Origin of the sequence: Sinorhizobium kostiense, assembly GCF_017874595.1 — a bacterium.
Classification (GTDB): Bacteria; Pseudomonadota; Alphaproteobacteria; order Rhizobiales; family Rhizobiaceae; genus Sinorhizobium; species Sinorhizobium kostiense.
The window spans coordinates 452,863-465,253 of the sequence record NZ_JAGILA010000004.1 but is presented as its reverse complement, the minus strand read 5'-3'; the positions used below and the strand labels follow the sequence as shown (position 1 = coordinate 465,253).

The following is a 12,391-nucleotide window of genomic DNA, read 5'->3' as shown; positions in this document are numbered from 1 at the left end:
TGAATCGCGCGCAGATTAATTCATGTCGCCCAGAAGTGTGTAGCGGTTTTGGGATAAAAACATGGGTAGCATCCCCGGCCTTGAGCGGCTCGAGGCCGGGGATGACGGCGCAAGAGGAATGCCGGCGTCAGACGCGCGTCGGGACGACGCTTACCGTCTGACGGCGACAACCTGTCCGCGGCTGAAATAAGACAGTTGCACGCGGCCCGATTGGTTGCCGCCGATGACCTGCGCACGCGACTTCGACAGCGCGGCGAGGATGCCGACATGGTAGCTTCGGCCCGCCCTGACGACGATAACGTCTCCCGGCTTCGCGTAGGCGAGCCGCACTGGAGCGCCGAAGCGCAGCCAGGAGCGCGCGATACCGTAGCTTTCCGGTGGCTTTCGGCCGACAGTCCGGGCGATCAGCCCCATGAAATGGCCGCACCAGGGCGTGCGCGCGGGGTTAATGCCGAGCGCCGCGCGTAGCTTCTTATTGTGTTTGACCTCGTGCAGCCCCGTATATTTCTGTGCCTGGGAGAGCATCTCCGCAAAACTGGTATCCGGGGCCGCAAGCGTGACAAATGCTGCAGTCAGAAACGCCACAACCTTCATGATCTGGGTCTCCTTCATGGCCAGCCGGCCTCATGCCGGCATGCGCCCGCTTCACATCCGTCCATTGCGATGAAGTTGACCACCAGAGCGTGATTTGACGGCGCGCACGAAACCGCCCCGCTTTCAGCGAACTCATCCTGAAAGCGGTTGAACTGCTCTAAAAATCAAAGGGCTAGAGCGTCCTTGAAATTAACTTGGCGCCACCCTCTTCGGGCATCACACATTTACGAAAAATACGCAAACGAAAGACTCTCTAGCGCTTTGTGACCGCCTACATTCTCACCGAAAACCGATCACCGATTTTCGATTGCCCTGTTGCAGTCGGCCGCGACCCGCAATGGCCGTGCCCCAACCTGATGGCGTTCGCTACGCGCGACCTGGAAAATCCCCTGCCAGCCGTTGGACGGCGGGCGCAACTTTTGCAGGTCAGGTGGAGCGAAATTGTGGCAAGAGACGCAACACCTGCGTCGAAAGGCGCATTTCACGCGCGAAATGTCTGCTGAAACCGGCGATAAGCGCGGTTTCGACGGCTGCGCGGCTCTTTGATCGCCGTTTTGGCGGCTGCGTCGCCCGCAGCCGCCGAATTGCTCAGCGCACCAGCCGGATCGCGCCCGGATAGTTGAGCTTCTTGTCGGCGAGCTCGGCGCTGCAGTCCATCTTGAAGGTGCTGTTGCCGGTGAGCGTGATTTCCTGCGCGATGATCCGGATGCACTCGCCGCCGGTCAAACCATTGCCTGAATATTGCAGTTCGGCCGCATCGGGGAGATAGACGATCCCGGTGAGCGAGGAACTGCTGTTGCCGTTGATCACCGCCTGCTCGGTATTTCCATGCTCGGCCACGATCGAGAATCCCGCCCAGTCACCATCGAGCGACGGCGAGATGTCGAAGGTGGCGCCGCCCCGGATCAGGAGATCGGCACCGTTCAGCAGAAAGAATGTGACGCCCCTGCCGGTCACCACCGACTGTGCGGCCAGTTCGAGACGCCCGCCATCGATGATGTAATATCCGGGCTCGAGCTTGACGGTTCCCTTGACCTCGAACGTTCGATAGGTTCCAGGCTTCAGCGTCACCACATAGCCATCGGTGTTCTTCGGCGTCTTGCCGGTGCCGTTGCAATTGCCGTTGCCGCCGCCGCCGCTGACATAATTCACGCCGCAGCCGGAGAGATCGACCCAGGTGGACGCCTTCGGCAGCGCTTTGCTGGCGAAGGGATCGGGAACGCGCGGCGATCCTTCGACGGCATGCTCGCAAGCGAGGGTAACAGCCTGCGGCGAGCCGTAGATGCCACCCGCCGCATAGAGGCACTCGGCCTTCAGCTTGCCCGTCCCCCCGGCGTAGATCGACTCGCCGTGGTTCGAATTGGAAACGATCACGCATCCGGTCATGTCCGCGATCGCACTGCCGCTGACTTCGAAGCCGCGCTGGGCCGTATGGTGAAGCGCCAAGATGCAGGCTTCGGCGCTCGGCGTGCGCGCGGCAACGGCCTGGCGGCGGATCTGAAACGGCTGGCGTTCGAGAAAGAGGGGCTTGTATTCGTATGCGAACTCCGCGGTGGCCGTGTCTTCGTCGACGCCGCGCGCAAAGGTCAAGGTCAGCGCTTCCTGCACCTCAATGTCCGTCGGCTGAGCCAGAGCCTCGGCGACATTCTCCCTCGGCAGCGAATAGTTGCTCCAGAAGAACTTCTCGCCTTCCTCGGAGGCCGCCGCCTCCGTCGCGCCCTCGCCATAGACCCGGACCGAGCCGAGTGCCGCGGAGTCCAGCGCATTCTGGATCTTCTCCGATTCGAGATAGGCTCCGGCAAAATCGATCGCCAGTCCCGCCACCGCGATTATAGGCACGAAAGCAATGGCGCCGAGCACCGCAAAATTGCCGTCCCTGCTCTCCGCCAGTCGCCTGAATTGCCCACGGAACTTCCCGGCCCTCATAGCCTTCCCCTCTCCGAAACAGGACGTCAGGCAATTTAGGTGAGGCTAATTTATAATTCGTTAGGAAAGATTCTTGTATTTTACAAAACTTTTATGCGTTCGCCGAATGCCCGGCCAAGCGAGCCGGGCATTCGTGAAGCGACCTCAGGCGAGGAGGAAGTCGCCGGTCGTAAGCGTCGTGACGTTCTTGAGGATCGCCACCAGTTCGAGGTCCGCCTCGCTGCCCTTGCCGTCGGCATCGAACCACAGCCGGCCGTTGTCCGATTCGAACAGGAAGGTGCCCTTCGTGCCGGTCGCCACCGGATTGGCGCCGACGACGAGCGTCACCGTCGCGTCGGCCGCGGCAATGCCGTAGTCGCTCCGGTCGATCGAGAGCTTGTCCTGGCCGCGGGTGAAGTCGGTGATGACGTCACCCTCGCCGTCGCGGCCGGAGCGGTCGAAGACGAAGACGTCGTTACCGGCGCCGCCGGTCAGCCAGTCGTCGCCGGCGCCGCCGTTCAGCCGGTCGATGCCGCCGCGGCCGTCGAGCACGTCGTCGGCGCCGCCGCCGTTGAGCGTGTTTGCGGCCGCATCGCCGCGGATGACGTCGTCATTGGCGCTGCCATTGATGATCTCGAAGTTCTTGACCGTCAGCCCCTGCGCCATGCCCCGGTTCAGGGCCTGGTTCTGAAGGTCGAGCACGACCGAGCTGTCGCTGGCGCGCCCGAAGGAGAGCGTGTCGGTGCCGGTGCCGCCGTCGAAGACATCGGTGCCGCTGAACACGGTCCTGGTCAGCGTATCGTTGCCGGCATCGCCGAACAGATTGTCGCTGCCGGCGCCGTCGGTAAGCACGTCATTGCCGGCGCCGCCCTTCAGCGTGTCGTTGCCGCCGTTGCCCTCGAGCCGGTCGTTGAGGCTGCCGCCGGTGACCGTGTCCTTGCCAGCGCTGCCGAAGTAGTTCAGCACTTCGAAGGCCGTAAACGAGGTCGTCGTGTCGACGGTGGCGCTGCCGGTCGCGAAGCTGAAGGAAATGTCCTTCGTCTGGTTGCGCGCGTCGAGGCTCAGCGTATCGGTGCCGCTGCCGCCATCGGCAAGATCGCCGATGCCGGCATGGACGCGGTCGTTGCCGTCCTCGCCATAGATCTTGTCGCGGCCGCCATACTCGCTTGCGCTGTCACCATGGAGCGTGTCGTCGCCGAGGCCGCCCCTCAGCGTATCGTTGCCGAGATTGCCGACGAGGACGTCGTTGCCGGCGCCGCCGGTCAGGCTGTCGTGGCCGCCGCGGCCATGCAGCGCGTCGTTCAGCCCGCCGCCGACGAAGACGTCATTGCCGCTGCCGCCGAAAAGCTCGACGCGCTCGACGTTCTTGACCGTCACCGGCGCACTGGTGGCGGTGACCGACGCCGCCAGCTTGAAGGTGATCCCGGCCGTGTACTTGCCGAAGTCGATCGAGGCGAAGTCGGTGCCGGTGCCGCCGTCGAGCGAAAGCTTGCCGGTCGACGCCGTCCGCTTGAACGAGTCGTTGCCAGTGCCGAGCGCGACGGTGTTGTTGCTGTTTCCGACGGATACGCTGTCGTTGCCGTCGCCGGCATTGATGACATTGGTGCCGCCGACATCGACAATGCTGTCGTTGCCGGCGCCGGAGGACAGGTTGTCGTTGCCGAGGCCGCCGTCGAGCGTGTCGCCGCCAGCCGTGCCGATCAGCGTGTCATTGCCGGCATAGCCATAGAAGGCGACCCCCTGGGCAGTTCCAACCGACTTGACGATGTCGCTGCCGGAGCCGAAATGCACCGTGTAGCGCTCGAAGTTCTTGAGCGTGGTCCCTTCCGAAAGCGTCGCGCTCGCCCCGGTTGCCGAGAAGGTCAAGCCGGCCGTCGTCGACCGCCGGTCGACGCTGACGATGTCGCTACCAAGGCCGCCATCTGCCTTGTCGGCGCCGCCTTCGCCGAGTTCCACCCGATCGTTGCCGTCGCCGGCAAGGACGCTGTCCTTACCCGTGCCGGTCTTCACATGATCGTCGCCGGCACCGGCATTGACGCTGTCGTCGCCGGCGCCGCTGTCGATGACATCGGTGCCCGAGAGAGTGGTGATGCTGTTGGCGCCCGTTCCGGTCGCGGAGATGGTGTAGTTCTCGATGCCAATAAAGGTCGTGCCGTCGGCAAGCGTATTGGTGAGGGTCGCGGCCTTGGCGGCGAAATTGCCGGTGAGGTCGACGAGTTCGAGGCGATCGTTGCCGCTCGCATCGGTGATCGTGTCCTTGCCCTCGCCGAGCCGGTGTCTGATCGTGTCGTTGCCGGCGCCGCCTTCGACCCTGTCATCGCCGGCACCGCCGTCGAGATAGTCGTTGCCATTGCCGCCGTTCAGGCTGTCGACGCCAGCATCGCCGGCGAGCCTGTCGTCGCCATCCTCGCCGAGGAGCGAGTCGTTGCCGATGCCGCCTGCAACCCAGTCCGAGCCACTGCCGCCGCGTGCCTCGTCGTCACCGCTGCCGCCATCGAGGAAGTCGCTTCCGGCATCGCCATAAAGGAGATCGTTGCCGTCATCGCCGTTGATGAAATCCATGCCGTAGCCACCCCTCAGGGTGTCGAAGCCGAGACCGCCGGCCAGAACGTCGGCGCCGCGACCGCCGGTCAGCTTGTCGTCGCCGGAGCCGCCCGTCAGCATGTCGGCGTAGTTGCCGCCGGTGATCGTGTCGGCAAGCTCGGTGCCGGTGATGCTGAAGGCTTCGACATTGGTCGCCTGGATGTTGCCGGTGAGCGTCTGCGGCGTGATCCAGTCGCGGATCGTGATGGTGACGCCCGCCGAGAGATCGGAATAGTTGACCATTAGCCGATCGGTCCCCGAACCGCCGTCGGCGCTGTCGCCGGCACCGGAGAACGGCACTTCCGACATGATCGTATCCTGGCCGGAGCCGCCATTGATGTCGTCGCTGCCCTCGCCGCCATCGAGGAAGTCGTTGCCGCTGTCGCCGTTCAGCGTGTCTTCACCGGTATCGCCGAAGAGGACGTCGCCCTGAAAGGAACCGTTGAGCGTGTCGTTTCCACCGAGGCCGAAGATGTTGTCGGCGCCAAAATCGCCATTTATCGTCTCGGCGGCGTCCGTACCCATTTTGAGTGCCATTCTTATCTCCTGAGTGATCTGTTGGCATGGAGGCTTCGTTCGCCGGCACGCGAAGGCACGGCGTCGAAGCGGATCGAATTTTTTGGAATTGCTGCCGCGGCTGAAGGGAGCGCCGCCAGCTAAAGGTTAGGAAGGCATTGTCTTTAATGAACTTCGGTTATGCTCTCGTCTCCTCACTGCCGGACGACATACGTCCATGTCCGCCATATTGTTCAGAAAAATCCCGTCCGATGTTCCCGCAGGAACAGTCGGATGACACCCACACCCTTGTTGCTGCCGACACATGCCGGACATGCCGCCCGCCGCCTCTTCGACGCCCGCGTCAGCCTTCTCCGCCGAGATGTCCGCGTGCTGTTTCGAAGGTCCGTGGCTGTCGACCGCGACGCGAAGAACGTGCGAAAAAATTCGTCCCGAGCGGCGACAATGCGCTACGCCAACGCGGGCTATCAGTCCAACCGCTTGTTCAGATACAAGATATCGTGAAAACCAATTCGCACCCAACGACATGAACTGGCGCGTGTTCTTCGACGCCATTTGCGCGAGCATTCGACTGTACGGGCGGGCAAGCGACTGACATCTCCGGCGGCTGTCGGGCGCCGGCCCTCGCTGCTCCCTTCGCACCGCTCGCCACTGTCGAGGAAGCGATACGACACTCTGTCCCTCGCCACTGCCGCGCGCAAGAATCGGTCGTGCTTCGTAACAAATCGCCCTCAAATGTTACTGGACCGAACGCCGTGGCCCGGCAATATATTCAGGCAAATCGCCGAACGGGATTTCAGTAGCAATTTAGATCAGAGCTCGCCTCATGCGGGCTCTGATTGAGATGCGGCCCAGGTCGAGCTGGCGGCGGCTCCCCGGGGGAATTGGCTTATGGCATGCCGAGGACTTACTGAGGGGGTATTGACTCTACCAAAGGAATTGCGCCCACACATTGGTAGCATTTCACCGCCAGCCTTCCGGCCCGCCCCTAGGCGGGCCTTCCTTTAAGCCCCGTTCGAGTCTGCCGCTCTTCCTATTTCGCCTCTTGGTTGCGGTTTCGGCAAGGCTTCACCTCGCGCCTCATTCCTGTGCTTGTCACAGGAATCCAGCCAGCCCAAGTCCTTGGGCTGAATAAACTCTTCCGCGCCGCAGACGCGGCGCTGCTCTCATCCCTGTGCCAAGCACAGGGATGACGGCAAAAAAGCATCAGCCAAAGTCAATTGTTCTGCTGTCGTGTACTGTGGCCTCTGATCAGGCGCACGGCGCTGTAGGCGTAAAAAACGCACCGGGTGCTTGCGCGCTGACTGCGAATATAAAAGTAAATTATGCCGCTCTAATGGACACCCACCTCGACGATTGCTACCCTCCGCACCCGGGAAGAAGCGACGGTTGGGTTCCCCCTCTCTTTGGATTCTGCTACGCGCTCGCCCCTGGGTTGTTCGGCAAAAAGACAAGCGTGAGTTGAAAGCATGTCGGCCCGAAGTGGGCAGCGGGTTCGGGCCGAAGACATGCTGCGGGATCAGGAGCTCGGGGTGCATGAGGCGGCTGGCAGCGATCCTGGATGCGGATGTCGTCGGCTACAGCCGATTGATGGGGCGTGACGAGGCCGGCACATTCAATGCCCTGAAGGAATGCCGCAATGCGCTCATCCGGCCGGCGGTCGCCGAGCATGGCGGGCGGATCGTGAAACAGACCGGTGACGGCACGCTAGCCGAATTCTCGAGCGTGGTCGCTGCCGTCACCTGCGCGATGGAGATCCAGAGGAAGATGCTCCAGCAGGGTGGAAGCGGCGGAGCCGAGCCCCTGCAACTGCGCATCGGTATCCATCTCGGCGATGTCATCGTCGAAGACGACGACATCCATGGCGACGGCGTCTCGCTTGCCGAGCGCCTGCAGAAGATCGCTCCGCCGGGCGGCGTCTGCGTTTCCCAGCAGGTCTACGACCAGGTCGCGTCGAAACTCGAGTTTCCGGTTGTCGACCTCGGCCTCCGCGCCTTCAGCGAGATCCAGGCGCCGGTGCGCGTCTGGCAGTGGCAACCTGCGGCCACCGGCGGGCCGGCTACGATCACCGCCGTCTCCGAAGTCCGGACCGTTCCCGATCACAAGCGCCCGTCCATCGCCGTGCTGCCCTTCGTCAACCTGTCGAGCGTCGACGAGCAGGAACATTTCTCGGACGGTTTCACCGAGGAACTCATCGCCACCCTTGCCCGCTGCCGGTGGCTGCGGGTGGTCGCCCGCAATTCCTCCTTCGCCTACAAGGGCGCCGCCATCGATGTCAGGAAAGTCGCGGAAGATCTCGGCGTCAAATACGTGATCGAAGGCAGCATTCGCCGTTCTGGCGATCGGATTCGCATAACTGCCCAGTTATTGAGGGGAGAGACCGGCATGCTGCTCTGGGCGGAGCGTTACGACCGCATGCTCGGCGACATCTTCGTGCTCCAGGACGAGATCGCCGGGCAGATCACCGGCACCGTCGAGCCGGAGCTCGGCATCATCGAGTTCGCCGCGCTGCGCGGCCAGACCGCCGCCGACATGGATGCCTGGAACGTGTATCTGAAGGGCCTCTGGCACCTCTACAAGTTCACCCTCGACGATCTGAAGACCGCAAAAGGGCTGTTCGAACGGGCGATCGAGCTCGAACCCGGCTTCGCCCAGGCCCATGCGCGGCTCGCCTATGTGCACATTCAGCTCGGCTGGTATGGCCCGCTCGACGAACGCGCGGATCGCATCGACGATGCGGTCACGCTTGCCGAGCGGGCGATCATGCTCGACAGCCGCGAGCCCGCAGCCCAGCTTGCGCTCGGACGGGCACTCGCGCTCCGAGGCGAACCGGAGCGCGGCATCGATCATCTTCGTGCGGCGCTGCGGCTCAGCGCGAGCTTCGCGCAGGGTCATTTCGCGCTGGGGCAGGCCCTTTGCTACGTCGAGCGCCCGGAAGAAGGCATAGCCGAAATCAAGGAGGCCTGCCGGCTCAGCCCGCGCGACCCGCATCTCTGGACGTTCCACAACATGCTGGCGATCGCCCATTACCAATCCGGCCGCTACGCGGAAGCCGTCGCGGCGGCACGCACGTCGCTGCGCCAGGAAAACGTGACCTTTTGGCCGGCCATGGTGCTGGCTGCGGCGCTCGGCGCCGAAGGGCTGGCGGCGGAAGCACGCGAGGCGGTCGCCGAGCTCCTCCGCTGGCGGCCGGACATGACCACGTCGAGGGCGCGCGCCGAATTCTACTTCGGCAGCCGCCCGGCCATGTCCGAAGCTTTCGTCGACCGCTTCGCCAACGACTTACGCCGTGCGGGGCTGAGCGAGTAAGTGCGGGCGGACCAGATCGGCTCAGCCAGCACCCTATTGCAGCGTCCGCCCCGGCACCGACGCGTGGCCGTTCACCGACTCGGATGTCGCCGCCTCGCCCGCCCGGGCGCTGTCGAGGCCCGTCGCCACGACCGAGACGCGGAAGGTGCCGTCGAGGGTGCGGTCGAAGATCGCGCCGACGACGATGTCGGCCTCGTCATAGACCTCCTCGCGGATGCGGGTCGCCGCCTCGTCCACCTCGAAGAGGGTCATGTCCATGCCGCCGGAGATGGAGACGAGCACGCCTTTGGCGCCGCGCATCGAAACCTCGTCGAGCAACGGGTTGGCGATCGCCGCCTCCGCCGCCTGCATCGCCCGGCCCTCGCCCGCCGCTTCGCCGGTGCCCATCATCGCCCGACCCATGCCCTTCATCACCGTCTTCACGTCGGCGAAGTCGAGGTTCATCAAGCCTTCCTTGACGATCAGGTCGGTGATGCAGCTGACGCCGGAATAGAGCACCCGGTCGGCGATCATGAAGGCGTCGGCGAAGGTGGTCTTGGCGTCGGCGATGCGGAAGAGGTTCTGGTTGGGGATGACGATCACCGTGTCGGCCCTCTCGCGCAGCCGCTCTATGCCCATCTCCGCCGTCTGCATGCGGCGCTTGCCCTCGAAGCTGAACGGCTTGGTGACGACGCCGACCGTCAGGATGCCCGCGCGCCGCGCGGCTTCCGCGATGACCGGTGCCGCCCCCGTGCCGGTTCCGCCGCCCATGCCGGCGGTAACGAAGCACATATGCGTGCCGCCGAGGTGATCCATGATCTCGTCGATCGATTCCTGTGCCGCCGCATTGCCGATATCCGGCAGCGAGCCGGCGCCGAGGCCCTCGGTGACGGCGGCGCCGAGCTGGATCCGCCGTTCCGCCTTCGACATCGACAGCGCCTGCGCATCCGTATTGGCGGCGATGAAATCGACCCCCTGCAGGTTTTCCGCGATCATGTTGTTGATCGCATTGCCGCCGCCGCCGCCGACGCCAATGACGGTGATTTTCGGGCGCATCTCCGTGATGATCGGCTTCTTGTACTCAGTCATTGGTTCTCTCCTAGGGCAGTTTCCCGGCCATCGAAAGCTCGCCCGTCCCGGGAAACGGCGTTCGAACGCGGTGCGGCGCGAATCAGCCGCCTTCATTTTAGGAATTCAAAAAGGCCAGGGAGAAGGCAAGAGGGGCAAAATCAAGGCGCGTCCACAGCTACATGCCGGGGTTGAGGAACCTCGGCCAGTTCCCGACGTTCATGGTGGACATCATCACGTCAGGAGTGACGGCAATGGGCGTCGACAAAGCCCCGACGGAAAAGGGCAAGCAAGCGGCTCGCGGCCTGCATGAGAGCGCTGCGAAGGAAGAAAAAAAGGTCGAAGCGCAAAAGGGCTCCGATCTCGCCAAGGGCGCCGAGCGCTTCGAGGAGCGCTCGAGGAGTTCCGACGGCAAGGGCGCGGGAGCGAAGCAGAAGCCGAAGCGCTAGCGCGGGGACTGGCCTGCTCGCAGCGGCGAAAAATCGGGCCGCTGATACCCCCCTCTGCCCTGCCGGGCATCTCCCCCACAAGGGTGGGAGATTGGCTGGGAGCGCGCCTTCGCCCCAAGCTATCGCCGCGTCGGCCGCGACCCGTGACTCGTCGCCGCTGTCCGATCTCCCCCCTTGTGGGGGAGATCGCCGGCAGACCAGAAGGGGTGCTTCGCTGCACCGCTTGACAATACAACGTGACCTCCCCCTCAGTCTTTCTCCGAAGCGGGCGCTGTGTAGCGCCGGCGCACGGCTTCGGCCACCCTCTTGCGGCTTTCGGCCGGCACGAGCGAGCGGTCCTCCTCGATGCCCGCGGCCTCCTCGGCGAGTTCCGGATCGCCGATGCGTTCCGCAAACCATTTCGAGTAGTCGCCTGCCCTTAAGTGATGTTCCCAGGTCTCGTCGTCGATCCCCTCGGCAATCTGCAGGAACATGATGAGATTGTGCGCGCGCAGGTTCAGCTTGTTTTCCGGGCCGCGGAAATAGAAGCTCGCATCCTCTCCGAGATGCCCTTCGGCATATTTCCGGGTGTGCCGCTTGCGCACCTGCTTCGGCTTTTCGACCCGGATGCGCTGCACCTGATCCTCGGTCGAGCGCCGCCAGAAGAGGACCTCGTCCTCGGCCCGGACTTCATCCAGGCCGTCCGGCGGATCTTCGCCGATCGCCGCGCAAAACGTCTCGATCGCCTCACGCCCCTTGGGCCCGAGCGCGGCGACTGCCGTCACCGCCGAGAGCGCCGTGGGCGAGACCGAATCCGGATGCACGGTGATCATGATCGTTCCCGAGCGATCGTCGGAAAGCGCGAGCGAGGCGCTGTCGCGGGGCGCGGGCATGAGGTGATGGGCCTCGTCGATGATCAGCCAGTGCGGCCTGCCCGTTCGCGCGCGCAGCGCCGAAATGTCCGACATCAGTTCGGCGAAGAAGGCGGGCCGCTCCTTGAGCTCGTAACCGAGCGCGCTGACGACGACGTTTTCATCCGGATTTGCCAGAAGTTCCAGCACCTGGCGCTCCGTCGGCGTGACGGAACCGCTGCCGACGGTGACGGCGCCTTCGAGATCCTCGTAATCGCCTTCCGGGTCGAACACGCAGAACTGGAAGCGCTTTTCCCGCAGCCGCTCCGACAGCGCGGTCGCCAAGGTCGATTTGCCGATCCCGGAACTCCCGGCAATGAGCAGCACGTCGGGCGGCGCGATCGAGACGGGTCCGTCGTCTCCCTCGCCGATCTGCACCTGGTGGAGGGAATTGGCGCAGAACCCGTAGTCCTCCGCAATGATCCGCTCGATCAATTCCTCGACACCCGCACCGCGTTCTCCCTTAAGCGCGAAGTCGGCCGTATCCTTGACTGCCGGCAGCGCATTCGCGACCGCAGCGCCGCAACCGCAAGATCGCAACAGCGCGTGGTCGTTTTCCGCGTCTCCGACGGCGACCACGTTCAGCAACGAGAGCTGCATCTCCTTGAGCGCAGCCTTGAGGCCGGTCGCCTTGTTGACCCCGGTCGGCAGGATCATCACGGCGCCCTTGTTGAAGATGATCTCGAGTTCGAGGCCAAGCTCGTTGATCGCCTCGAGCGCGGCTTTCTGGTGCGGTTCCCAGGTGGCGACGATCGACCGCCCGACCGACAGGTTGTCGACGCCCTTTGCTCTCAGCCGTTCGACGAATTCCGGCGGCGGCGCCGGCGCAACCGGTTTCTCCTCTTCGGTGTCCGGCGAATAGAGCAACGCCCCATTCTCGGCGACGATCTTGTCGAACAGGTCCGTGTGCGGGAAGACGCGTTTCAGGTCGGGCAGTTCACGCCCGGTGACGAGCAGAAGCTTGCGGCCGGTATCCCTGAACCTTTTCAACGCTTCCAGGCTCTCAGGGCTGACGGTGCCATGGTCCGCCAGGGTGCCGTCATAATCTGTCGCAAGGGCCATGAAATACATGCGCGCTGCCTCTCTTGCCGGTCGGAC

Annotated in this window: 7 protein-coding genes; 2 read left to right on the top strand and 5 right to left on the bottom strand. The window is 63.9% G+C overall.

What is annotated here, in order from left to right:
- Positions 1-150: 150 nt before the first annotated feature.
- The 3 genes from J2Z31_RS17495 to J2Z31_RS17485 all read right to left on the bottom strand — a co-directional run bounded on the left by J2Z31_RS17495 (position 151) and on the right by J2Z31_RS17485 (position 5,619).
- Positions 151-594 (bottom strand): TIGR02594 family protein, encoded by a 444-nt coding sequence (locus tag J2Z31_RS17495; protein ID WP_209602837.1) that lies wholly within the window; start codon positions 592-594, stop codon positions 151-153.
- Between the two features lie 588 nt (positions 595-1,182).
- Positions 1,183-2,520 carry a TadE/TadG family type IV pilus assembly protein gene (locus J2Z31_RS17490; protein ID WP_209602836.1) on the bottom strand — a complete coding sequence of 446 codons (1,338 nt, stop codon included), beginning with the start codon at positions 2,518-2,520 and terminating at the stop codon, positions 1,183-1,185.
- A 144-nt stretch (positions 2,521-2,664) separates the two neighbouring features.
- Positions 2,665-5,619: a calcium-binding protein gene (locus tag J2Z31_RS17485; RefSeq protein ID WP_209602835.1), complete on the bottom strand. Its 2,955-nt coding sequence runs from the start codon at positions 5,617-5,619 to the stop codon at positions 2,665-2,667.
- Between the two features lie 1,515 nt (positions 5,620-7,134).
- Between J2Z31_RS17485 and J2Z31_RS17480 the strand changes: the two genes are divergently transcribed.
- The gene (locus J2Z31_RS17480; protein ID WP_209602834.1) at positions 7,135-8,907 is read left to right on the top strand and encodes an adenylate/guanylate cyclase domain-containing protein; all 1,773 of its coding nucleotides are present in this window, start codon (positions 7,135-7,137) and stop codon (positions 8,905-8,907) included.
- 33 nt (positions 8,908-8,940) lie between these two features.
- On the opposite strand, the gene ftsZ is transcribed toward J2Z31_RS17480, so the two are convergent.
- Complete coding sequence (gene ftsZ / locus J2Z31_RS17475) at positions 8,941-9,975, bottom strand: cell division protein FtsZ (RefSeq protein ID WP_209602833.1); 1,035 nt, start codon at positions 9,973-9,975, stop codon at positions 8,941-8,943.
- A gap of 233 nt (positions 9,976-10,208) precedes the next feature.
- Here ftsZ and J2Z31_RS17470 point away from each other — a divergent pair, with 233 nt between their 5' ends.
- Positions 10,209-10,403, top strand: a complete 195-nt coding sequence (locus J2Z31_RS17470; RefSeq protein WP_209602998.1) for a hypothetical protein — start codon at positions 10,209-10,211, stop codon at positions 10,401-10,403.
- A 248-nt stretch (positions 10,404-10,651) separates the two neighbouring features.
- On the opposite strand, the gene J2Z31_RS17465 is transcribed toward J2Z31_RS17470, so the two are convergent.
- Positions 10,652-12,364, bottom strand: coding sequence for an HAD family hydrolase (locus J2Z31_RS17465; protein WP_209602996.1), 1,713 nt, complete (start codon positions 12,362-12,364; stop codon positions 10,652-10,654).
- Between the last annotated feature and the right edge of the window lie 27 nt (positions 12,365-12,391).

What these genes read in the sequence shown, in the direction of transcription:
- J2Z31_RS17495 (WP_209602837.1), bottom strand. Translation starts at nt 594, where the DNA reads ATGAAGGTTGTGGCGTTTCTGACTGCAGCATTTGTCACGCTTGCGGCC.
- J2Z31_RS17490 (WP_209602836.1), bottom strand. Translation starts at nt 2,520, where the DNA reads ATGAGGGCCGGGAAGTTCCGTGGGCAATTCAGGCGACTGGCGGAGAGC.
- J2Z31_RS17485 (WP_209602835.1), bottom strand. Translation starts at nt 5,619, where the DNA reads ATGGCACTCAAAATGGGTACGGACGCCGCCGAGACGATAAATGGCGAT.
- J2Z31_RS17480 (WP_209602834.1), top strand. Translation starts at nt 7,135, where the DNA reads ATGAGGCGGCTGGCAGCGATCCTGGATGCGGATGTCGTCGGCTACAGC.
- ftsZ (WP_209602833.1), bottom strand. Translation starts at nt 9,975, where the DNA reads ATGACTGAGTACAAGAAGCCGATCATCACGGAGATGCGCCCGAAAATC.
- J2Z31_RS17470 (WP_209602998.1), top strand. Translation starts at nt 10,209, where the DNA reads ATGGGCGTCGACAAAGCCCCGACGGAAAAGGGCAAGCAAGCGGCTCGC.
- J2Z31_RS17465 (WP_209602996.1), bottom strand. Translation starts at nt 12,364, where the DNA reads ATGTATTTCATGGCCCTTGCGACAGATTATGACGGCACCCTGGCGGAC.